Here is a 22423-nt window from a genome sequence, read left to right as displayed (position 1 = left end):
GCGGCCTGTTCTAGGTGTACTTCCCCGTGAGGTTGTGTACGCGGTCTGAGGGGACTTGGCCGCCGATCCCGGTGTGGGGTCGGTGGTGATTGTAGTGGTGGAGCCATGCGGTGTAGGCGGCTTCTCGTTCGGCTTCGCTGGCATAGGGTTTCGCGTAGGCCCATTCGGCGGCCAGGGTCCGGTTGAAGCGTTCGACCTTCCCGTTCGTCTGTGGCCGGTAGGGCTTGGTCTTCTTGTGTTTGATCCCGGCGTCGGCCAGTGCTTCGGCGAACATCGTTGAGCGGTAGCAGGAGCCGTTGTCGGTCATCACTGCGGTCACCCTCACACCGTGCTCGGCGAAGAACGCGTTCGCCCGCCGCCAGAAGCCGGCCGCGGTCTCCTTGCGTTCGTCATCAAGGATCTCCGAGTACGCCACCCGGGAGTGGTCATCGACGGCGTGGTGCAGGTAGCGGTAACCACGCGAGCCCGGTGCTCCCGAGCGTGCTGCCCGGTCGCGGGCCACACCGGCGGTACGGTCGGCGGCTGATCCGCGACCATGCACACGCCAGCCGCCGCCGTCGGGGATTCGGCCTTGTTTCTTGATGTCGACGTGCACGAGCTGGCCGGGCCGGCCGACCTCGTACCGTTTCGGTTTCGGTCTGCGTACCGGCAGTCCGGTGGCCTGGTCGATATTGGCCAGCAGCGGCATCTGATAGCGGTCGAGGACCCGGCCGACCGTCGAACGCGGGATACCCAGGTGATAGGCGATCCGATGCGGGCCCCACCGGCGGGTGCAGCGCAGGTTGATGATCCGGCGCTCGGTGCGGCGGGGCAGCCGGGCCGGTGAACGTGTGGGCCGGGAACTGCGGTCGGTCAGCACCTGGCCGGCGCGGTAGCGGTCGGCCCACCGCTTGGCTGTGGCCGGTGAACACTGGAACCGTTCGGCAGCGCGCCGCAGTGACCAGCCCTGGTCCACCACGAGTGAAGCAAGACGTCGACGCCCCTCGGGCGTCAAAGGTGCGTTAGCGTGAGTCACGAAGACCTCCGTGGCTAGATGGTGGTTGTGGTAACCCACATCCTGCCCGGAGGTCTTCGCCTCACCTCAGATGTTCACAACGTGTCGGGGAAGTACATCTAGGGCGCGATCGGCCCGCGCGCCGCCTCGTAGGCGGCGCCGACCCGGTAGAGCCGGTCGTCGGCGAGCGCGGGAGCCATGATCTGCAGGCCCACCGGAAGACCGTCGGACAGCCCCGACGGCACCGACATCGCGGCCACGCCGGCCAGGTTCACCGGCAGCGTGCACAGGTCGAACAGGTACATGGCCAGCGGGTCGTCGACCTTCTCCCCCAGCTTGAAGGCCGTGGTGGGGGTGACCGGCGAGACGAGGACGTCGACGGTCTCGAAGGCTGCCGCGAAGTCGCGGGCGATCAACGTCCGCACCTTCTGCGCCTGGCCGTAATAAGCGTCGTAATAGCCCGCCGAGAGCGCGTAGGTGCCAATCATGATGCGGCGCTTGACCTCCGGGCCGAATCCGGCCTCGCGGGTCAACGCCATCACCTCGTCGGCGCTGTGGCTGCCGTCGTCGCCGACGCGCAGGCCGTACCGCATCGCGTCGAACCGGGCGAGGTTGCTCGACACCTCCGACGGCAGGATCAGGTAGTAGGCACCCAGCGCATAGGTGAAGTGCGGGCAGGTGACCTCGACGACGGTCGCACCGCGGTCGGTCAGTTCCTTGACCGCCGCCTCGAAAGAGGCGAGCACCCCCGGCTGGTAGCCCTCGCCGGACAGCTCCTTGACGACGCCGATGCGCACGCCGGACAGGTCGCCGGCCGCACCGGTCTTGGCCGCCGCGACGAGGTCGCCGACGGGGGCGTCGATCGACGTCGAGTCGCGCGGGTCGTGCCCGGCGATGACCTCGTGCAGCAGCGCGGTGTCGAGCACCGTGCGACCACACGGGCCGCCCTGGTCCAGCGACGAGGCGCAGGCCACCAGGCCGTAACGCGAGACGGTGCCGTAGGTCGGCTTCACCCCGACGGTCGCGGTGACCGCGGCGGGCTGGCGGATCGAGCCGCCGGTGTCGGTACCGATGGCCAGCGGCGCGGAGAGCGACGCGAGCGCCGCCGCGCTGCCGCCACCCGAACCACCGGGGATCCGGTCGGTGTCCCACGGGTTGCGGGTGACCTGGTAGGCCGAGTTCTCCGTCGAGCTGCCCATGGCGAACTCGTCCATGTTGGTCTTGCCGAGGATCGGCAGACCGGCGGCGCGCAGCTTCTCGGTCACCGCCGCGTCATACGGCGGCACCCAACCCTCGAGGATCTTCGAGCCACACGTCGTCGGTGCGTCGACGGTCGTGAACACGTCCTTGAGCGCGATCGGCACACCGGTCAGCGGAGACGCCGCCTCCCCGGCGGCCACCGCGGCGTCGGCCCGCTCCGCGGCGGCGATCGCCGCATCGGCGCCGACGTGCAGGTAGGCACCGATCGTGTCGTCGACCGCGGCGATCCGGTCCAAGAAGGCGCGTGTCACCTCGACGGAGGAGACCTCGCGGGCGGCGATCTGCTCGCCGAGCCGGGCAGCGGTCGCGTTCAGGATCTCGCCGTCGGCGGCGGTGTACTGCTGGGCCACTTACTCTTCCCCCAAGATCTGCGGAACGGCGAACCGGTCCTGCTCGACTGCCGGGGCGCCCGACAGCGCCTCGTCACGGGTCAACCCGGGGGTCACCACGTCGTCGCGCAGCACGTTGTCCAACTGCGCCGGGTGCGCGGTCGGCGGCACGTCGTCGGCGGCGACGTCGGTGATCGATGCGACGTGGGTCAGGATCGAATCCAACTGGGTCGCATAGTGGTCGAGCTCGTCGTCGGTCAGCGCGAGCCGCGACAGCCGCGCCAAGTGCGCGACCTCGTCACGGGAGATGGCAGCCAATTCCTCGTCCTTTCGAGCCGGGAAACCTCCCCACCACCCTAGTTGCTGGCGTTGTGCGCCGTGTCGGCAGCCAGCCCTCGCCGCGACGGATGAGACCGCTGGTGGAAAAATGGGTCCAATGTCGTACCTGCTTCGCGTAACCATCGACGACCGCCCCGGTAGCCTCGGCCAGCTCGCCATGGCCCTCGGCGGCGTGGGGGCCGACATCATCTCGCTGGAGGTCGTCGAGCGCGGCAGCGGCTGGGCCGTCGACGACATCGTCGTCGAGCTGCCGATCGGCGCGCTCCCGGACACCCTGATCACCGCCGCCGCCCAGTCCGGCGCCCACGTCGACTCGGTGCGCCCCTACGCCGGGGTGCTCGACACCCACCGGGAACTCGAGCTCGTCGACCACGTGGCGACCGCCCGCGGCAACCGCCTGCAGACCCTCGTCGACGACGCCCCGGCCGTGCTGCGCGCCTCGTGGGCCAGCGTCGTCGCCCGCACCGACTCGGGTACCACGCTCACCGTTTGCGGCAGTTCGGGGACGCCGGAGACCCCTCTGGCCGCCGCCGAATGGCTGCCACTCTCCGCGGCCGCCGTCGTCGACCCCGGTGAGAACGGCATCCCGCAGTCGTGGCGCGACTCCGACACCCGGCTCGTCGCGGCGCCCCTCGACGGGACCAACCGCGCCCTGCTGCTCGGCCGCGTCGGCGGCCCCGACTTCCGCCCCGCCGAGGTGGCCCGCCTGGGCTACCTGATCGGGATCATCGGGAGCATCGGCCACCCGACAACCTGACCCGCCTCGCCGATCAGGCGGCGGGCGCCGGCGACGACACCGATCAGGATTGACCGGTCTCCAGCAGCCGCTTGAACCCGTCCTCGTCGAGAATCGGGACGCCCAACTGCTCGGCCTTGTCGGCCTTCGACCCGGGTGATTCACCGACGACGACGTAGTCGGTCTTCTTCGAGACCGATCCCGATGCCTTGCCCCCGCGCGCGATGATGGCCTCCTTGGCCCCGTCGCGGGAGAAGTCCACCAGGGAACCGGTGACGACGATGGTCTTGCCCTCCAACGTCCGCTCGATGGTCTCGTCACGCTCGTCGACCATCGAAACGCCTGCGGCCCGCCACTTCTCGACGATCTCTCGGTGCCAGTCCACGGCGAACCAGTCACGGATGGACTTGGCGAGGATGGCCCCGACGCCGTCGGTGGCGGCCAACCGCTCCTCGTCGGCGGCGTCGATCGCGTCCAGCGAGCCGAACTCGGTGGCGAGCCCGCGCGCCGCCGTGGGCCCCACGTGGCGGATCGACAAACCGACGAGCACCCGCCACAGCGGGACGTGCTTGGCCTTCTCCAGGTTGTCCAGCAGACGCTTGCCGTTGGCCGAGAGGGCGCCGGACTTGGTGACGAACAGGTCGGCCTTGACCAGATCATCCGGGCCCAAGCCGAACAGGTCGCCTTCGTTGGTGATGATCCCGGCCGTCAGCAGTGCCGACGCCGCCTCATACCCGAGTGCTTCGATGTCGAAGGAACCGCGCGAAGCCAGGTGGAACAACCGCTCCCGCAGCTGGGCCGGACAGGTCTGTGCATTCGGACAGCGGATGTCGACGTCGGAGTCCTTCTCCGGGCGCAACGGCGCCCCGCATTCGGGGCAATTCACCGGCATCACGAAGGCGCGCTCGGTCCCGTCGCGCAGGTCGACGACCGGGCCGAGCACCTCGGGGATCACGTCGCCGGCTTTGCGGATGGTGACCGTGTCGCCGATCAGCACGCCCTTGCGCTTGACCTCGGACTCGTTGTGCAGCGTGGCGCGCGCGACGGTCGACCCGGCGACGAGGACCGGCTCCATGAACGCGTACGGCGTGACGCGGCCCGTGCGGCCGACGCCGACGCGGATGTCGAGGAGCTTGGTGGTGACCTCCTCGGGCGGGTACTTGTAGGCGATCGCCCAGCGCGGCGCACGCGAGGTCGACCCGAGGCGCCGCTGCACGCCGAAGTCGTCGACTTTCACCACGATGCCGTCGATCTCGTGCTCGACGTCGTGGCGGTGCTCGCCCCAATAGGCGATGCGCTCAAGCACCTGGGCCGAATCGTCGACGCGGCTGGTGTGCGTCGAGACCGGCAGCCCCCACTCGCCCAGGGCGAGGTAGGCGTCGTGCAGGCTCTCCGGGCGCCAGCCCTGCGTGAAGCCGACACCGTGGCAGATCATTCCGAGCCGGCGCTGCGCGGTGATCGCCGGGTTCTTCTGCCGCAGCGATCCGGCCGCACTGTTGCGCGGGTTGGCGAACGGCGCCTTGCCCGCCTCGACCAGCGAGGCGTTGAGGGCTTCGAAGTCGGCGAGGCGGAAGAAGACCTCGCCGCGGACTTCGAGCACCTCGGGGACCGGGTACTTCTCCGACGGCGTCAGCGCGTCGGGGATGTCGGCGATGCTGCGCGCGTTGAGGGTGACGTCCTCACCCGTGCGCCCGTCGCCGCGGGTGGCGGCGCGCACGAGCCTGCCCTTCTCATAGACCAGGTTGAGCGCGACACCGTCGATCTTCAGCTCGCAGAGAAACGGCACCTTGGCGCCGGCGGCGGCATCGGTCCGCTCGACCCACGCGCGCATCTCGTCGTCGTCGAAGACGTTGTCCAACGACAGCATCCGCTCCAGGTGGTCGACGGCGGTGAAGTCGGTGGCGAACCCGCCGCCCACGAGCTTCGTCGGCGAGTCGGGAACGGCCAGCTCGGGGTGGGCCTCCTCAAGCGCCTGCAGTTTGCGGAACAGCTCGTCGAACTCGGCGTCGGAAACAATCGGCGCATCCCGCACGTAGTAGCGGAATTGATGGTCGCGGACCTGCTCGGCCAGATCGTTCCATTCGCGCTGCGCATCGCCGTTATCCACGACATGCAGCGTAGTCCAGGGGTCGGACCGGCCGGCAGCGCGCAGAATGGACGTCGTGCCCCACCCGATCATGTTCTCCGACGACGACCCATTCCTGGCGCGCATCCGGGAGATGGCGCTGGCCTTCCCCACCGCCACCGAGCAGGTCGCGCACGGCCGCCCCACCTTTCGCTGCCCCAAAATGTTCGGCATGTACGGCGGCGGCGAGAAGAACATCGAGAAGGGCGTGCCCGGTCGACGGTTCGACCAGTCCATCCTCTTCGTCGCCGATCCCGCCGAGCGCGAGGCCCTGCTCGCCGACGAGCGGTTCTTCCTGCCTGCTTACGTCGGTGCTTTCGGCTGGGTCGGTTTGATCCTCGATGACGACACCGACTGGACCGAGGTGGGCGAACTCCTCGACGCCTCCTTCCGCGAGGTGGCACCGAAGCGCACCATCGCCGAGCTCGACGCCCACAATCGGCATGATCCGTGAGTGGGGGTTCAGTGTGATGCAGCCTTTGACCAGGTCAGAAATCGCCCGGGCAAGAGAGACGCTGCTACACGGGGTACAAGCGTTCAATGACACGTGGGTAACGACGAACTGCAGGGTTATCGTGCCCGCCGAAGAAATCTCCGACTTATCCTCCGACACAGTCGGCAGACGGATCCTCCAAACCTTTGAAGCAGAAGGTCAAACCAAACTGCTGTGCCTCACGACGAGGGACCTCGGGGCTGATGACCGGGAGCAGGCCGTCATTGCGCCGGTTTCCGAGATCGAGCGTTGGTGGAAGGAGCACAGCTTCATCGACACCGTGATCGCGTCACCCGACTTGGATTCGGCAGTGCTGCTGACCGTCGACGAGTTCCTCTTGGTCGGCGGAGACCGGAGCTTCGTCGAGGCGGTCCTGGGAAAGCCGTTGGACGCCGCACGCGCAGAATTCACCGAGTACGCCGAGGACATGGCAAACGCATCCCGGCACCTCCCAGGTATCGCGCAGAAGTGGTGCGCTGACCACTGACGTGGCCCTCGGCGAGACTCAGTCGACGTTGCGGAGTTGGTCGGCGACCGATGTCGACAGCGCGAGGGCGCGCGGCGCCCAATCCCGCGCACCGGCGAGGCCGCACGTCGGGGAAACCAATACCTGGTCGACGACAACGCGCCGCGGCAGACCGATGCGATCGGTCAGCTCCACCAGCCTGGTCGCGGTGTCGTCGGCCGACAGCGCCGCCACAGGTTTCTCCGTCGGCACGACGCCGGCGACGAGCACCCCGCCGCGGTCGAGGAAACCGCCCAGTGCGTCGTAGTCGTCGACGGTGATCCCGGTGACGTCCAGCGAGACCGCATACGACGGCAACCGGTCGATCAGGTCCCAGCGCGGCTGCGCGCAGTTGTGCAGCACCATCGGGCGCCCGATGCGCGCCGCGACCGTTTCCAGCGCCGCGGCGACGTCGGGGGCGGGAATCGCCCGGTTGATATCGAGGCGGGTCAACGGCGCGATGTGCCCGTCGACGACCCGACCGATCATCGGCTCGTCGATCTGTACCACCACATCGGATCCGGTCCGGCGGGCCAGGTCGTCGGCCCGCTGCGCGATGCCCTCGGCGAGCGAGGCGACGACGTCGCGGACGGCACCGGCGTCGTGGACGATCTTGTGTCCGCCGGGCAGCTCGACCAGTGCCGACAAGGTGAACGGGCCGATGGCGGAAAGCTTGACCGGTGCCGACGAACCGCTGCGCTCGAGCACCTCCTCGACGGCGTCGAAATCGGCGCGCAAGAATCCGTCGGCGCGTGTGGTCAGCCTGCTTCGCCCCGCGGTGAGTCGGTAGCCGCCCAGCGCGGTGTCCATCGGGATGTCGACGAGCAGCCCCGCGGCACGCCCGACCATGTCGGACCCCGCGCCCCGGGCGGGTAGCTCGGGCACGAAGGGCAGGGCGACCTCGTCGAATGCGGAACGGGCCGCGACCAACGGGTCGGTGCCGGGCATCGATCCGATGCCGGTGGCGATGCCGCCGGTCAACGGATTCGCCGGGCTCATGCGGTGGTGGCGATGCGCCCGGATCCGAGCACCAGGTCGCCGCGGACGGCGTCGGGTGCGTACAGCACCGCGGCCTGCCCCTTGGCGACGCCGGTCAACGGCTCGTGCAGCGCGATCTCGATGCCGGGTTCCCCGTCGACGACGACCGGCGTGGCCACGACCGGCGCCAGGCCGCCGTGCGCGCGGACCTGCACCATGCACTCGACCGGTCCCGCCGGCGCGGTGCCGCTGGTCCAGATCGCGTGGCGGGCGGTGATCCGCGAGACGCCCAGCGCCGATGCCGGGCCGACGGTCACCGTCGCCGTCGCCGCATCGATCGAGGTGACGTAGCGGGGGGCGCCGTCGGATGCGGGGGCATCGATGCCCAGCCCCTTGCGCTGGCCGATGGTGAAGCCGTGCACGCCGTCGTGGTCGGCGAGTTTCTCCCCCGAATCGGCGTCGACGACGGCGCCGGGGCGCACGCCGATCTTCGCGCCGAGGAAGGCGCGGGTGTCACCGGTGGGGATGAAGCAGATGTCGTGGGAATCGGGCTTATCCGCGACGAGGAGCCCGCGGCGGGCGGCTTCCTCGCGGATCTGCGGCTTGGCCGTGTCGCCGACCGGGAACATCGCCCGACGCAACTGTTGGGCCGTCAGCACCGCCAACACGTAGGACTGGTCCTTGTCCTCGTCGACCGCGCGGCGCAGCTCCCCGTCGGACAGGCGCGCGTAGTGGCCGGTGGCCAGCGCATCGAACCCGAGGGCGGCCGCCTTCTCGGCGAGGGCGGCGAACTTGATCTTCTCGTTGCAGGACAGGCACGGGTTGGGGGTCTCGCCCGCGGCATAGGCGGCGACGAAGTCGTCGATGACGTCCTCGCGGAAGCGCTCGGCGAAGTCCCACACGTAGAACGGGATCCCCAACACGTCGGCGGCGCGTCGGGCATCGTCGGCATCCTCGCGCGAGCAGCAGCCGCGCGATCCGCTGCGCAGCGCATCGGGCGTCTCCGACAGCGCCAGGTGCACGCCGACGACGTCGTGCCCGGCCTCGACCGCGCGGGCCGCGGCCACCGCTGAGTCCACGCCGCCACTCATCGCGGCGAGCACCCTCATCGTCGGGCCCCGGCGGCGATCATCGGCGGCCTCCGGCCAGGGCGACGAGACCGGCCGCACGGGCCCGGTCGACGGCGTCGACGATCACCTCGCCGACCCGGTCCACCTCCGCCTCGGTCGTGGTGTGCGACAAGCTGAAGCGCAGCGATCCGCGCGCGGTGCTCATCGGCAGACCCATCGCGAGCAGCACGTGGCTGGCCTGCGCGACGCCGGCGGTACAGGCCGACCCGGTCGAACACTCGACACGCTGGGCGTCGAGGAGCATGAGCAGCGAGTCGCCTTCGCAGCCGGCGAAAGACACGTGGACGTTCCCGGGCAGTCGGTGTTCCCGGTCGCCGTTGGCCTGTGCCCCGTTCACCGTGAGCAGGCGGTCGAACAGGCGGTCCCGCAACGCGGTCACCGCCCGCGCCTCGTCGACGAGATTGGCGGTGGCCACCGACAGGCCCGCGGCCATGCCGACGGCCCCGGCGACATTCTGGGTCCCCGACCGCAGGTCGCGCTCGTGTCCCCCGCCGCGCACGAGCGGGGTGACCGCCACGTCGCGCCCGAGGAGCAGCGCGCCGACTCCCTGTGGGCCGCCGAACTTGTGTCCGGCGACCGACAACGCAGACAGTCCGCTCTCACCGAAGTCGACCGCCAAGTGCCCGGCCGCGGCAATGGCATCCGAATGCACCGGAATCCCGTTCTCGCGTCCGAGTGCGGCGACCTCGATGACCGGCTGGACCGTGCCGACCTCGTTGTTCGCCCACATCACCGAGATGACGGCGATCTCGTCGGCGTGCTGCGCCACCTCGGCGCACAGGGCGTCGAGGTCGAGCGCGCCGTCCCCGTCCACGCCGATGATGACGAGCTCGAAGCCGTCGTCGACGAGTGCCTGGGCCGGGTCGAGAACCGCGTGATGCTCGACGGCGGAGATGACGACGCGGCGGCGGCGCGGATCGGCCGTGCGGCGTGCGGCGGCAATCCCGACGACGGCGAGGTTGTCCGCCTCGGTGCCACCGGCGGTGAAGACCACCTCCGACGGCCGCGCGCCCAAGTCGGCGGCGATCGACTCGCGAGCCTCCTCGAGGTGGCGGCGCGCCCCCCGGCCGGCCGCGTGCAGCGACGACGGGTTCCCGGCCTGCGACAACAACGGCACCATCGCGGCAACCGCCTCCGGGCGCATGGCCATGGAGGCGGCGTTATCGAGGTAGATCGACTCGACCGGTGCGGTGGGCATAGTGCCTACCAGGATAGACGCGCCGCCGAAGCGGTCCAATTCGCCGGTCGGCCCGCCACACCCATCGGTTCTCCGCCCGGTTGCCGGAATCAGTCCGCGACGATGAACGGCACTGTCGTGTACCGGCCGGAGACGCGTTCCTGGACGGTGATCGAATACCGGCCGGGCACCGTGTAGACCCGCTTCGGGAAGGCGGCCGCACCCTGGCAGTTCCGCGACTTGTACATCGGCCAGCGATGCCCGGGGAAGGTGATCTCGATGCGGCACTTGCGCCCGGTGACCGGTTTGCCCTTGGCGGTGTGGCCCGACCAGGTGACCCGCGGGGCGAAAGCGCCGGGCTTCATCGAGCCGCTGGCGCTGGTGACGCCGACGTCGAGCTGGGCCAAGCCGTTGCGGTTGTAGATGGTGCCGGGCGGTTGCGCGGCGCTGCCCCAGTCCCCCAGGGGCGGGGCGAACTTTGCCTGGGCCGGAGCTGCGACGACGGTGAGGGCCAGCGCCGTGGACACCACGGCCCCGGCCGACGCGATTGCACGGTTCATCGAACTCTCCCCTCGATCCGGCGCGCCTGGTCGCCCGCCCCCGTTGCGGGTCGAGGTTAACAGTGGGCGGTGGCGATTTTCAGGCGTTCGCCCGGACCCGCCGTCGCCACCTCTGCGAGCCTCGGCAGGGCACGGGTGCCGAGCACGGCACGCTGCGCACGGGTCGCATCGGCCCGACGGTCGGGTGTCGGCAGGGCGATCGGGTGCGCGGTGACGGTGACGGTCATCGCCCGGACCGCCAGCACGCGCCGCAACGTGCTCAGCGGAGTGTCGTCGGCGATGAACGCCGCCGCCGAGCAGTGATGGCCGTCGTCCTCGTGGTACTCCACCGTCATCGGCATGATCGGCGCGCCCGCCTGGTGGGCGGCGCTGAAGAAGGCCGGCCGGAATCGGCCCGACGCCGCGCCGCACCAGGTGGTCCCCTCCGGGAACACCACCACCGCGCCACCGCCGCGCAACACCCCGGCGACCCGGCCGACGGTGCCGGGGAGGGCGCGCAACGACGACCGGACCACCCCGATGACACCGAGGCTGCGGGCCAGGGCGCCGACCCCGGGCATGTCGAGGACCTCCGATTTCGCGACGAATCGCGCCGGCGTCACCGCGGCAATCGCCGGAATGTCGAGGAACGAAACGTGGTTGGCGACGACGAGCCCGCCGATGCGGACCCCGTCGTCGTCGATCATGCGCCGGTCCTTCACGACGAGCGTGATCCCCAGCGCGCCCAGCACCCGACGCGACGACCACCGGATGAATCGGTGTTGGCGGTCCGGCCCGGTCAGCCGGACCAACGGCGCCAGGGCGCCCAGGACGACGAGCAGCATCGCCAGCCGGATCACCCGCAGCACCATCCGCGACCGGCCGGCCCGGGTGCGGGCCGGTGCGAGGCAATCGGCGCCGCACTCCCCGACCGGGTACCAGGCGTGCGCCTTCATCTCAGGCCGCCTGCTCGCTGAGCCGTCGCACGGTGTCGGTGAGTCGTCGTCGGTAGCGGGAGTCGGCGGCGTCGGAGGACAGCACGGTCAGGAAATCGCCGCAGTCGAAGACCGGGTCGATCGCCGGTTCACCGCACACCCGGGCACCCAGGCGGAGGTAGCCGCGCAGCAGCGGCGGCACGACGAGGCGCGCGGGCGGCTCGATGTCGTCGAGGCGGACCCCGTCGACGATCGACCCGCCGTGCGGGAACACCTGGAACGGGGCGCGGTGGCGATTGCGCAGTTCGTCGCGGATCCCCCGCAGCGCACTGCCCCGATCGGCCCCCGGCGTGGACAGCGGCACCGACACGCATCCCATCAGGTAGTTGTGCCCGGACTCCTCGACGTAGGCCAACACCGCGGCCCACATGAGCGCAGTCACCGATCCGTTGCGCTGGCCGACGGCAACCGCTGCCCGGCCCATCTCGACCGTCCGCGAGGCGATCGGGGCCAGTTCACCCAGGTCGAACTCGCCGTCGCTGTACCAACCGCCGGCGGCGATCGCCCGCACCGGGGAGAGGAGCCGGGCACACCCGACCAGCTCGCCGGTGGCCTCGTCGCGCACCAGGAGATGGTCGCAGAAAGCGTCGAAGTGGTCCGCGTCGAGTCGGGTCGTCGGATCGCCGATCGTCGACGAGAAGCCGGGCTCGGCGCTGAAGACGTCGTACCGCAGGCGTTGGGCGTCGGCGATGTCGTCGGGTTCGGTGGAGAGCCAGACAGAAAAACCGCCGCCTGAGAACAGGCGGCGGTTCGACGGAACGGCGGGGAGCGGGTTCACCGCGGGACGCGGTTCCAGACTGATCGGGGGCTGGTTGATCACTGTCGTCATGGCGCCCATGGAATCGGTGTCAGGAGACACCGCGGACGACGGCCGATGACATGTCGGCGGCCACCCGGTGAATTGCCGGAGAAACGCCAACCCCCGGCCAACCGTTGTGGTCGACCGGGGGTTGGGCAGGTGAACAGCGCGCTTACTTGCGCTTCTTGACCTCTTCGGTCAGCTGCGGCGCGACGTCGAACAGGTCGCCGACGACACCGTAGTCGCTGATCTCGAAGATGGGTGCCTCTTCGTCCTTGTTGACCGCGATGATCGTCTTGGACGTCTGCATGCCGGCCCGGTGCTGGATCGCACCGGAGATGCCCAGGGCGATGTACAGCTGCGGCGAGACCGTCTTACCGGTCTGACCGACCTGGAACTGGCCCGGGTAGTAACCCGAGTCGACCGCGGCACGCGAGGCGCCGACGGCGGCACCGAGTGAATCGGCCAGCTCTTCGACGACCGAGAACTTCTCGGCGCTGCCCACACCGCGACCACCGGAGACGACGATCGACGCCTCGGTGAGCTCGGGGCGATCGCCACCGACGTTCGGCTCGACCTTGGTGATGCGGACCGCGGTCTCCTCCTGGGCGGGAACCTCGACGTCGACGCGCTCGCCGGCGCCGGCGGCGGGAGCGGCCTCGACCGCACCCGGACGCACCGCGAAGATCGGGGTGCCCGACGCCTGCGCGTCGACGGTGAACGAACCACCGAAGATCGAGTGGACGGCGTTGCCGCCTTCCTTGACCTCGATGACGTCGGCGAGGACACCGGCGGCGATGCCCTCGGACACCAGGCGCACGGCCAGGCGGCCGGCGACCTCGCGGCCATCGGTCGTCGCGGCGACGATCACGCCGGCCGGCGAGGCGGAGGTGACGATCGACGCGAGCACGTCGACGACCGGCGAGACCAGCACGCCGGCGGCCTCGTCGGACTCGGCGACGTAGATCTTCTCGGCGCCGGCAGCGGCGAGATCACCGAGAACGGCGTCGGCCTTGCCCGGGGCGCCGACGACGACCGCGGACGGGGTGCCGAGTGCACGGGCGGCGGTGATCAGCTCGGAGGTGACCTTCTTCAGCCCACCCTCGGTATCCCGCTCGACGAGAACGAGTACTTCAGCCATGTTTTCTACTCCTGAGATTTCGGATGTCGGTTGTGGTGGGTGGGTCGGCTAGATGAGCTTCTGCGCGACCAGGAACTCGGCGACCTTGACGCCGCCGTCGCCCTCGTCGGTGACCCGCTCGCCGGCCTCCTTGGCGGGCTTGGGCGTCACCGCGGTGACGGTCGTGGCGGCATTCGCCAGACCGACGTCACCGGCCTCGACATCGATATCAGCGAGGGAGACCACGGCGATCTCCTTCTTCTTCGCGGCCATGATGCCCTTGAAGGACGGGAACCGCGGCTCGTTGATCTTCTCGTTGACGCTGACGATCGCCGGCAGCGCGCCCTCGACGCTGACGATGCCCTCGTCGGTCTCGCGCTCGCCGCTCAGGCTCTCCCCGTCGACGGTCAGCGACCGCAGCGAGGTGAGGTGCGGCAGGCCCAGCCACTCGGCGATCATCGCCGGGACGGCACCCACGCCGCCGTCGGTCGCCTGGTTGCCGGCGATGACGAGCTCGACGCCCTCGACCGTGCCCAGCGCCTTGGCCAGCGTGTAGGAGGTCTGCACCGCGTCGGAACCGTGCAGCGCGTCGTCCTGGATGTGGATCGCCTTGTCGGCGCCCATCGACAGGGCCTTGCGGATCGCCTCGGTGGCCTTCTCCGGTCCGGCCGACAGGACGGTGACCTCACCGCCGTTGGCTTCCTTGATCTGCAGCGCAGCCTCAACGGCCTTCTCATTGATCTCGTCGATCACCGGATCGATCTCGCGATCGAGGGTGAAATCGCTGTCGTTGAGCTTGCGCTCCGAGCCAGAGTCGGGCACCTGCTTGATGAGTACGACAATGTTTGTCATGGGTCTACGTCGACCTCCTGCATCGGGTGAGGCTTCTTACCAGCGGGTAAGGCCATTTAGGGTCGCCCAACACTCTAACGTGTCCGACTCTCGCTGCGAACGCGGTGTGCCTCACAATTTGGCGACCGCCTATGTGCTGCGCTTGAGCGACAGCCGCAGGAGTTCGGTCGCGGCCTCGCACGGGTCCTTCGACGACCCCTCCACGAACCAGGTGTAGATGCCCCGGCTCGGCGCCCGCGCGGTGGCGCCGCATGCCGCCGGACGGTCCGGAAGGCGGGCGAGGAACATCGTGATCGAGTCGACCCGCACCGTCTCCGTCTCGTACCCCATCTGTTTGGCCGAGGCCCGCTCCTGCGCCACCGACTGCCACTCGAACCAGTTGAACGTGATCGAGTTCCCGAGCGCCGATTCCCACCGGCAGATCGGCCCGGTGAACGTCGAGTCGACCACCTGGATCCCCGAGGCGGTGCGCAACTGCCCGAGGGGCAACACCTCACACTCCAGGGTGATGCGGTCGAACTTGTCGGTGTCGACGAGGGACGCCGTCGTCGTCGCCGCCGGTGTGGGGTCGGGGTTTCCGCACCCGGCCACCGACACCGCCACGGCCACCACCGCGAGAACCGTGCCCGCCCAACGGCGCCCGACCCTCATCGGCGCGCCCGCTTGATCGTCGTCGCCGTCAGCGATTTGAGCCCGGCACACAGCTTTTTCGATGCCGATGTTGTTCTCGCCTCGCGCCGGAATCCGACCGCTCACCTCGATGAAGTCCGCGCCAAACGCCACCCCCATCTCGCACACCCGGCCCCTGGTATGGGCGATGAAGCCGCGATGCCCGTCGATCTCCCAGTCGGTGAGGTTGTCCTTGGTCAGCTGGACCCCGCTGCGCTCGCGGTCGATCGGCGAACCGCGGTACCAGTTGAACGAGACCACGGCACCCTGGAAATAGTTCGCGCCACTGAGCCACTCACACGAGGACGTGTTCATCACGGCCAGGCGCAGCCCGCGAAACCCGGTGGCCGCCGCGACGTCCTCCGTGGTGAGTCCGCCGCAGATCCCGAAGAACGGGCCGCGCTGCGCGGGGACCGTCGTCGTGGTCGGGTCGGCCCCGACATCGCGACGCTCCGAACCGCAGGCCGCCAGCACGGTCATGGCGGCGAGGATCATCGTCATCACCCGCACCGTGGTCCGCATCTTCCCCCCTGTGCCTATGCGCTGTTCTTCAAGACCAGCACCATGAGGCGTTTGGCCGCCTCGCAGGAATCGCCGCCCGGGCCGTGCACGAACCAGGAATAGGTGCCGGCCGCCGGCGACTTCGCCGTCACCCCGCACGCACCGGGCAACTGCGGGTCGCGGTGCAGGATCGCCGAATACGACCCGATCTTCACGTTCTCCGTCTCATACCCGAGCCGTTTGAGAACCGTCTGCTCGCCGGCCATCGTCTGCCACTCGAACCAGTTGAACGTCACCGATCCGTCACCGACGCCCTCCCACCGGCAAATGGCGCCGTGGAAGCCGCGCCGGACGCCGAAGCCGACGATCGCGCCGATCTCACGGTCGGACAAGAGATCGCATTCGCGGGTGGAGCGGGCGAAGTCATCCGAAACCACCCGGCTGGACGGCGCCGGGGCCGGATCGGCCGGCCCGCACCCGATCAGCCCGAATCCCAGTGCCGCCACGGCGAGTCCGCGCAGGCCCCGCCCGCGCGCGGTCACGGTTGTGCCCGTTCGATCGAGGTGCGGGCCAAACTCTTGGCCGCCACGCAGAACTGCTCGGCAAGATCGTCGCCAGCCGCGGGACGCCGGTCGGTGGCGACGAGCCACTCGAAGAAGTCCGCGTCAAACCCCACAATGACCTCACAGATACCCGGAGACACGCCGGTGAACCCCGCGTGCCCGTTGACCTCGATGTCGTCGACCCGGTCCTTCCCAAGCTGCACCGCGGCCCTCTCCCGACCAATGGGAGACCGCCGGAACCAATCGATCGAGGCGGTGTCGCCGGCCTCGTTCTCCCAGACGCAACTCGACGGGGTCTTCACCGTCCGGCGCAATCCGGTGAAACCGGTGGCCGCGACGACGTCGGCGACATCGACACCGCCGCACACCCCGAAGAACGGGCCGCCTTTCGTCGGCGCCTTCGCCGTCGGCGTCCCCGGCGTGCCGTCGGATCCACCACAGCCGGCGGCGACGACCACGACGAGGACCGCGCAGACCAACCAGCCGCAGCGGGCGGCAGCACGGACGACGTTCATGACCACGATCGTTATCGACGATCGGCCCGCCGTCCACTCGACTGGCCCCGCTGAATGAAGGCCGACCGATGTCCGACCCCGCGGTTATCGTCGGGCCATGAAACTCTCCATCGGCATGATCACCTTCGACACCACCGACCCCCTGCCGTTGGCGCAGTGGTGGTGCACACAGACCGGCGGCACCGTCGTCGAGACCAACGACGGCTGGTTCGTCACCGTTTCGACCGGCAACGGCACGCCGATGCTGGCCTTCCAAAAGGTCGACGATCCGACACCGGGAAAGAACCGCCTCCACCTCGACCTGGTTTCCGAAGACCTGGAGAAACAGGTCGCCCGGTTGCTCGCCGACGGCGCCACGCTGGTCGCGCGGCGCGAGATGCCCGGGTTCGAGTGGGCGACCCTGGCCGATCCGGATGGGAACCAGTTCTGCGTGTCGGGCCCGCACTGACCCGTCACGACACGGACGCCGGAAAGCCACAGTCATACCGATACCGCCGCCCGTCGGCCACGGTGGAAGCACCCCGTCGCGCACCGGCGACTACGCTCATCAGGTGATGAGCGATTCACCACGCACCGACGCCGACGGACGCGACCCGGCCAGCACACTCGCCCTAACCGGTGAGCGCACCGTGCCCGGTATCCCGGAGGAGAACTACTGGTTCCGGCGCCACGAGGTCGCCTACGAGTACATCGCCGGCCTCGTCGACGGCCGCGACATACTCGAGGCGGGTTCCGGCGAGGGGTACGGCGCCGACCTGCTGTCCCGTCGCGCGCGCAGCGTCGTCTGCGTCGACTACGACACCTCGGCGGTCGAACACACCCGGGCGCGCTATCCGCAGCTCACCGTGCACCAGGGCAACCTGATCGACCTCCCGCTGCCCGACGCCTCGGTGGACGTGGTGGTCAACTTCCAGGTGATCGAGCACCTGTGGGACCAGCCGGCCTTCATCGCCGAGTGCCACCGCGTCCTGCGGCCGGGCGGGCGGCTCCTGCTGTCCACACCCAACCGGATCACCTTCACCCCTGACTCGGACACCCCGGTCAACCCGTTCCACACCCGCGAGCTCAACGCGATGGAACTGACCGAACTGCTCGTCGACTCGGACGGTTCGGGCCGTGCGTTCACCGTCGACGAGATGCTGGGCGTGCACCACGGTCCGCGCCTACTCGAACTCGACGCCAAGTGGGACGGCTCCATCATCTCCGCGCAGATCGAGCGCGCCCTCGCCGACGAACCGTGGCCGAGCACGCTGGCCGCCGACGTCGCCGGGGTCACCACCGCCGACTTCGACATCCGCCCCGGAGACGTCGACGCCAGCCTGGACCTGTTTGCGATCGCGACGCGCAGATGAGCTCGCAGTCCCCCACGGCGGTGCCGGGCCAGTTCACGCTGGTCCTGCACTCGCACCTGCCGTGGCTGGCCCATCACGGGCGGTGGCCGGTCGGTGAGGAATGGCTCTACCAGTCGTGGGCGGCCAGCTACCAGCCGGTGTTCCGGGTGTTGCGCGGCCTCGCCGACGACGGGTTCACCGATGTGATGTCGTTGGGCATCACCCCGGTCCTCGCGGCGCAGCTCGACGACCCGCACTGCTGTGCGTCGATGTACGAATGGCTGGCCAACTGGCAGCTGCGGGCGATGGAGCTGGCGACCGACCGGGACCCGGTTCGCGCCGAGGCCGGCCGCGCACACTTCCGAGACGCGTCGGCGGCTCTGGTCGATTTCGAGCAGCACTGGCGTCACGGGGCGTCGCCGGCGATCCGCACGCTGGCATCGTCGGGGATCGTCGAGTTCCTCGGCGGCCCCCTCGCCCACCCCTTCGCTCCCCTGCTCGATGCCCGGATGCGGCAGTTCTCGTTGCGCGAGGGACTCGCCGATGCCCATCGCCGGTGGGGCCGCACCCCGATCGGGATCTGGGCACCGGAATGCGCATTCGCACCGGGGATGGAAGCGGAGTACGCCGCCGCCGGCGTCGGGCACTTCATGGTCGACGGCCCCACCCTGCACGGCGACACCGCCGTCGGACGTCCGGTCGGCGACTCCGGCGTCGTCGCGTTCGGGCGCGACCTGACCGTCAGTTACCGCGTGTGGTCGCCGAAGTCGGGCTACCCGGGCCACGCCGCCTACCGCGACTTCCACACCTACGACCACGACTCCGGCCTCAAACTGGCCCGCGTCACCGGACGGACCGTCGCCGGTCCCGACAAGGCGCCCTACGATCCCGACCGCGTCGACGCGGTGATCGACAAGCACGTCGACGATTTCATCGACACCGTCCGCGCGCGCCTGGTTGAGGAGACCGAGCGCACCGGACGCCCCGCGCACGTCGTCGCCGCCTTCGACACCGAACTGTTCGGGCACTGGTGGCACGAAGGACCGGTGTGGCTCGACCGTCTGTTGCGGCGGCTCCCCGAGGCCGGGGTGACCGTCGGGTCGCTCGCCACCGCACTCGAGCGCGGATTCGTCGGCGAACCCGTCGACCTCCCACCCTCCTCGTGGGGTTCCGGCAAGGACTGGCGGGTCTGGGCGGGACCACAGGTCCAACACTTCGTGGACCTCAACGCCGAGGTCGTCGAGACCGCGCTCGCCACTGTCGACAAACGGCGGGAGCCGACCACGGTCCGCGACCGGGTGAACGACCAGATCCTGCGCGAGACCCTTATGACCGTTGCCTCGGACTGGCCTTTTATGGTTTCCAAGGACACGGCGGCCGGATACGCCACCGATCGGGCCCACAAGCACGCGCATGCGACCCGGGAGATCGCCGACGCGGCCGCACGGGGACGCGAATCCGCCGCACGGTCGTTGGCCGCGGGGTGGTTCGCCGCGGACAACCTGTTCGCCGACCTGGACGCCCGCCGCCTACCCGGGACCGATGCGTACACGACGGGAGCCGACCGATGAAGCTGCTACTGGTCTCCTGGGAGTATCCGCCCGTCGTCGTCGGCGGGTTGGGCCGGCACGTGCACAACCTGGCCGTCGAGTTGGCCAAGATCGGCCATGACGTCGTCGTGCTGACGCGCCGCCCCACCGGATCCGACGCCACCACCCACCCCACGACGCTGACCACCGCCGAGGGCGTTCGCGTCATCGCTGCCGCGGAGGATCCGCCCGAGTTCGATTTCGGCGCCGACATGATGCCGTGGACGCTGGCCATGGGCCACGCCATGATCCGGGCCGGGTTGCGGCTGCTGCGCGACGACGGGACCGGCGAGGCCTGGACCCCTGACGTCGTCCACGCGCACGACTGGCTCGTCGCCCACCCGGCGATTGCGCTGGCCGAGTTCTTCGACGTCCCCCTCGTCGCGACCATCCACGCCACCGAGGCCGGGCGGCACAGCGGCTGGGTGGCGGCGAAGACCAACCGCCAGGTCCACTCCGTCGAGTGGTGGCTGGCCCGGGAGGCCGATGCCCTGGTCACCTGCTCGACGTCGATGCGCGACGAGGTGAGCCGCCTGTTCGGCCCCGAACTCGCCGAGATCCAGGTGATCCACAACGGCATCGCCGTCCAGGAGTGGCCGCACTCGCCGCGCGCGGTGGCCGAGGGGCCGGCCGAGCTCCTCTTCGCCGGCCGGTTGGAGTATGAGAAAGGCGTCCAAGACCTGCTGGCCGCCCTCCCCCGGATCCGGCGGACCCATCCCGGGACGACGCTGACGATCGCCGGTTCCGGCACCCAACAGGACTGGCTGGAAGAACTCACCCGCAAGCACCGCGTGGTCGGTGCGGTCCGTTTCCTCGGCGCCGTCGACCGGTCCCAGCTGATCGAGCTGATGCACCGGTGCTCGGCCATCGTGTTGCCCAGCCGCTACGAACCCTTCGGCATTGTCGCGCTGGAGGCGGCCGCCACCGGGATCCCGCTGGTGACGTCGACCGCGGGCGGCCTCGGCGAGGCGGTCACCGACTCGATCACCGGGATGACCTTCCCGCCGGCCGACGTGACGGCGCTGGCGGCAGCGGTGCGCGCGACGCTCGACGATCCGGCCGCCGCCGAGGTCCGGGCACAGCGCGCTTATGCGCGGTTGACCGAAGAGTTCTCGTGGCGCACGGTCGCCGAGCGGACCGCCGGGGTCTATCTCGCCGCCAAGCGCCGGGTGCGGCACCCGATCGGGCGTCCCAACATCGTCGAGCGGCCGCTTCCCGAGCGGGACCCCAACCAGCCCCTCTAACCGCCGACTGGGCCCTCATCCCCGCCGAGTGGGCCCTCATCCCCGCCGACTGGGCCCTCGATCTCGTCGACTGGGCCCTCATCCCCGCCGAGTGGGCCCTCGATCTCGTCGACTGGGCCCTCATCCCCGTCGAGTGGGCCCTCATCCCCGCCGACTGGGCCCTCGATCTCGTCGACTGGGCCCTCATCCCCGTCGAGTGGGCCCTCATCCCCGCCGAGTGGGCCCTGCCTGCGTCAGTGCCACCTCAGTCGTCCTGCGCGGCACCGACATCGACCATCCACGGAACGCCGAAACGGTCGATACACATGCCAAAGGCCTTCGCCCAGAAAGTCTCACTCATTGGCATCGTCACCTCGCCACCCTCGGCCAGCGCATCGAAGGCACTATTCGCGGCACTGACGGTCGGCGCCGTATAGGACACGGTAAAGCCGACCTTGCGACCGTCGTCGCCCGACGGGTCGTCCGACCCCATCAGCAGTCCGTCGCCCGTCTTCAGTGATGCATGCATCACGACCGAGTCGTCGACACCCGGCATGCGGGCGTCGGGCGGTGCGTCCCCGTTGCGCATGAGGCTCAAATCGCCGCCGAACACAGCGTGGTAGCGCTCGAAAGCCTCAGCGCAGTTGCCGCTGAAAAAGATGTACGCGTGAAATGACATCGTCGACCACCTCCGGCTTCCGTTCTACGCCGTGTGGGGTGTGGTGGTAGGGATTCAGGGCCCAGTCGACGAGATCGAGGGCCCAGTCGGCGGAGATGAGGGCCCAGTCGGCGGAGATGAGGGCCCAGTCGGCGGGGATGAGGGCCCAGTCGGCGGAAATCAGGGCCCAGTCGGCGGGTCAGCCGGCGGCTTTCTTCCGCTCGATGTCGGCCAAGGCACGCTCGTGTTCGGCCCGGGCCGCGGCATTGCGCTCCCACTCGTCCTTGCGGTTCTTCACCACGCGTGCGGGCGCACCGACCGCGATCGAGAAGTCCGGGATCTCACCCTTGACCACCGCGTGCGAACCCAGGACGCATCCGCGCCCGACGACCGTGTTGCGCAGCACCGACACCTTGGCCGCAACCCAGGTGTCCGGCCCGATCCGGACCGGCCCCTTGACGATCCCCTGGTCCTTGATGGGCAATTCGAGACTGTCCATCTTGTGGTCGAAGTCGCAGATGTAGCACCAATCGGCGACCAGCGTCGACGATCCGATCTCCAGGTCCAGGTAGGAGTTCACGACGTTGTTGCACCCGAACACGACCTTGTCGCCGATGCGGAGGCTGCCCTCGTGCGCGCGGATCGAGTTGCCGTCGCCGATGTGCACCCAACGGCCGATCTCCATCCGCGCCAACTCCGGCGTCGCGTGGATCTCGACGTTGCGACCGAGGAAGACCATGCCGCGCAGCACCACGTGCGGGTTGGCCAGCCGGAACCGCGCCAGACGCAGATAGCGCACCAGGTACCAGGGCGTGTAGGCCCGATTGGACAGCACCCAGCGCAGCGAGGCGAGGGTCAGGAATCGGACCTGGTCGGGGTCGCGGCGGCGACCGGCGCGCCATCGGTCCCGATACGAGGCATTCCACATCGTGGTCATGGCACAAACACTAGTAGAGCCGAAAATCGGACACGATAGGCTCACTGGGCAAGCCGGTTTGCCTCG

At 69.5% G+C, this 22423-nt stretch carries 24 protein-coding genes; 7 read left to right on the top strand and 17 right to left on the bottom strand.

Annotation, left to right across the window (positions count from 1 at the left end):
• Positions 1-10: 10 nt before the first annotated feature.
• From nbrcactino_RS12075 to gatC, 3 genes are all read right to left on the bottom strand, one after another.
• The gene (locus tag nbrcactino_RS12075) at positions 11-1015 is read right to left on the bottom strand and encodes an IS481 family transposase (RefSeq protein ID WP_161927195.1); all 1005 of its coding nucleotides are present in this window, start codon (positions 1013-1015) and stop codon (positions 11-13) included.
• A gap of 98 nt (positions 1016-1113) precedes the next feature.
• A complete protein-coding gene (gene gatA / locus nbrcactino_RS12070; protein ID WP_161927808.1) occupies positions 1114-2604 on the bottom strand; it encodes an Asp-tRNA(Asn)/Glu-tRNA(Gln) amidotransferase subunit GatA in 1491 nt (496 codons plus the stop codon).
• Entirely contained in the window at positions 2605-2901 is a 297-nt protein-coding gene (gene gatC / locus nbrcactino_RS12065) for an Asp-tRNA(Asn)/Glu-tRNA(Gln) amidotransferase subunit GatC (RefSeq protein ID WP_161927807.1), read from the bottom strand.
• A gap of 109 nt (positions 2902-3010) precedes the next feature.
• Here gatC and nbrcactino_RS12060 point away from each other — a divergent pair, with 109 nt between their 5' ends.
• Positions 3011-3679, top strand: a complete 669-nt coding sequence (locus nbrcactino_RS12060; protein ID WP_161927806.1) for an ACT domain-containing protein — start codon at positions 3011-3013, stop codon at positions 3677-3679.
• Positions 3680-3722: 43 nt separating this feature from the next.
• On the opposite strand, the gene ligA is transcribed toward nbrcactino_RS12060, so the two are convergent.
• Positions 3723-5765, bottom strand: a complete 2043-nt coding sequence (gene ligA / locus nbrcactino_RS12055) for an NAD-dependent DNA ligase LigA (protein ID WP_228460846.1) — start codon at positions 5763-5765, stop codon at positions 3723-3725.
• Between the two features lie 55 nt (positions 5766-5820).
• Between ligA and nbrcactino_RS12050 the strand changes: the two genes are divergently transcribed.
• Together nbrcactino_RS12050 and nbrcactino_RS12045 are read left to right on the top strand one after the other, a co-directional pair.
• Complete coding sequence (locus nbrcactino_RS12050; protein ID WP_161927805.1) at positions 5821-6237, top strand: MmcQ/YjbR family DNA-binding protein; 417 nt, start codon at positions 5821-5823, stop codon at positions 6235-6237.
• 121 nt (positions 6238-6358) lie between these two features.
• On the top strand, positions 6359-6763 hold the full coding sequence (locus nbrcactino_RS12045; RefSeq protein ID WP_161927804.1) for a hypothetical protein: 405 nt from the start codon (positions 6359-6361) through the stop codon (positions 6761-6763).
• 18 nt (positions 6764-6781) lie between these two features.
• Here the strand turns inward: nbrcactino_RS12045 and nbrcactino_RS12040 are convergent, their stop codons facing one another.
• From nbrcactino_RS12040 to nbrcactino_RS11990, 11 genes are all read right to left on the bottom strand, one after another.
• A complete protein-coding gene (locus nbrcactino_RS12040; protein ID WP_161927803.1) occupies positions 6782-7780 on the bottom strand; it encodes a uroporphyrinogen decarboxylase/cobalamine-independent methonine synthase family protein in 999 nt (332 codons plus the stop codon).
• Positions 7777-8868, bottom strand: a complete 1092-nt coding sequence (gene mnmA, locus nbrcactino_RS12035; protein WP_161927802.1) for a tRNA 2-thiouridine(34) synthase MnmA — start codon at positions 8866-8868, stop codon at positions 7777-7779. The genes nbrcactino_RS12040 and mnmA overlap by 4 nt, the downstream gene beginning before the upstream one ends.
• Before the next feature lie 19 nt (positions 8869-8887).
• A complete protein-coding gene (locus nbrcactino_RS12030; protein ID WP_161927801.1) occupies positions 8888-10087 on the bottom strand; it encodes a cysteine desulfurase family protein in 1200 nt (399 codons plus the stop codon).
• An 89-nt stretch (positions 10088-10176) separates the two neighbouring features.
• On the bottom strand, positions 10177-10626 hold the full coding sequence (locus nbrcactino_RS12025; protein WP_161927800.1) for a hypothetical protein: 450 nt from the start codon (positions 10624-10626) through the stop codon (positions 10177-10179).
• Between the two features lie 56 nt (positions 10627-10682).
• Positions 10683-11561 carry a lysophospholipid acyltransferase family protein gene (locus tag nbrcactino_RS12020; protein ID WP_161927799.1) on the bottom strand — a complete coding sequence of 293 codons (879 nt, stop codon included), beginning with the start codon at positions 11559-11561 and terminating at the stop codon, positions 10683-10685.
• A gap of 1 nt (position 11562) precedes the next feature.
• A complete protein-coding gene (locus tag nbrcactino_RS12015) occupies positions 11563-12429 on the bottom strand; it encodes a GNAT family N-acetyltransferase (protein ID WP_186343381.1) in 867 nt (288 codons plus the stop codon).
• Positions 12430-12571: 142 nt separating this feature from the next.
• A complete protein-coding gene (locus tag nbrcactino_RS12010) occupies positions 12572-13540 on the bottom strand; it encodes an electron transfer flavoprotein subunit alpha/FixB family protein (RefSeq protein ID WP_161927797.1) in 969 nt (322 codons plus the stop codon).
• Between the two features lie 48 nt (positions 13541-13588).
• Positions 13589-14371, bottom strand: coding sequence for an electron transfer flavoprotein subunit beta/FixA family protein (locus nbrcactino_RS12005; RefSeq protein WP_161927796.1), 783 nt, complete (start codon positions 14369-14371; stop codon positions 13589-13591).
• A gap of 129 nt (positions 14372-14500) precedes the next feature.
• Positions 14501-15562, bottom strand: a complete 1062-nt coding sequence (locus nbrcactino_RS12000) for a DUF3558 domain-containing protein (RefSeq protein WP_161927795.1) — start codon at positions 15560-15562, stop codon at positions 14501-14503.
• A 14-nt stretch (positions 15563-15576) separates the two neighbouring features.
• On the bottom strand, positions 15577-16083 hold the full coding sequence (locus nbrcactino_RS11995) for a DUF3558 domain-containing protein (protein WP_228460845.1): 507 nt from the start codon (positions 16081-16083) through the stop codon (positions 15577-15579).
• Entirely contained in the window at positions 16080-16619 is a 540-nt protein-coding gene (locus tag nbrcactino_RS11990; protein ID WP_161927794.1) for a DUF3558 domain-containing protein, read from the bottom strand. The genes nbrcactino_RS11995 and nbrcactino_RS11990 overlap by 4 nt, the downstream gene beginning before the upstream one ends.
• A 97-nt stretch (positions 16620-16716) precedes the next feature.
• On the opposite strand from nbrcactino_RS11990, the gene nbrcactino_RS11985 reads away from it, so the two are divergent.
• The 4 genes from nbrcactino_RS11985 (at position 16717) to nbrcactino_RS11970 (ending at position 20783) form a co-directional block, all read left to right on the top strand.
• A complete protein-coding gene (locus nbrcactino_RS11985; protein WP_161927793.1) occupies positions 16717-17067 on the top strand; it encodes a VOC family protein in 351 nt (116 codons plus the stop codon).
• Positions 17068-17173: 106 nt separating this feature from the next.
• Positions 17174-17971, top strand: coding sequence for a class I SAM-dependent methyltransferase (locus nbrcactino_RS11980; protein ID WP_161927792.1), 798 nt, complete (start codon positions 17174-17176; stop codon positions 17969-17971).
• Positions 17968-19521 carry a 1,4-alpha-glucan branching protein domain-containing protein gene (locus tag nbrcactino_RS11975; protein ID WP_161927791.1) on the top strand — a complete coding sequence of 518 codons (1554 nt, stop codon included), beginning with the start codon at positions 17968-17970 and terminating at the stop codon, positions 19519-19521. Before nbrcactino_RS11980 ends, nbrcactino_RS11975 begins: the two co-directional genes overlap by 4 nt.
• The gene (locus nbrcactino_RS11970) at positions 19518-20783 is read left to right on the top strand and encodes a glycosyltransferase family 4 protein (protein ID WP_161927790.1); all 1266 of its coding nucleotides are present in this window, start codon (positions 19518-19520) and stop codon (positions 20781-20783) included. The genes nbrcactino_RS11975 and nbrcactino_RS11970 overlap by 4 nt, the downstream gene beginning before the upstream one ends.
• A gap of 244 nt (positions 20784-21027) precedes the next feature.
• Here the strand turns inward: nbrcactino_RS11970 and nbrcactino_RS11965 are convergent, their stop codons facing one another.
• Entirely contained in the window at positions 21028-21441 is a 414-nt protein-coding gene (locus nbrcactino_RS11965; RefSeq protein WP_161927789.1) for a VOC family protein, read from the bottom strand.
• A 178-nt stretch (positions 21442-21619) separates the two neighbouring features.
• Positions 21620-22357: an acyltransferase gene (locus nbrcactino_RS11960; protein ID WP_161927788.1), complete on the bottom strand. Its 738-nt coding sequence runs from the start codon at positions 22355-22357 to the stop codon at positions 21620-21622.
• Positions 22358-22423 lie beyond the last annotated feature (66 nt).

Source organism: Gordonia crocea, assembly GCF_009932435.1.
GTDB classification, from domain to species: Bacteria; Actinomycetota; Actinomycetes; order Mycobacteriales; family Mycobacteriaceae; genus Gordonia; species Gordonia crocea.
This window is presented reverse-complemented; position numbering and strand designations above follow the sequence as displayed.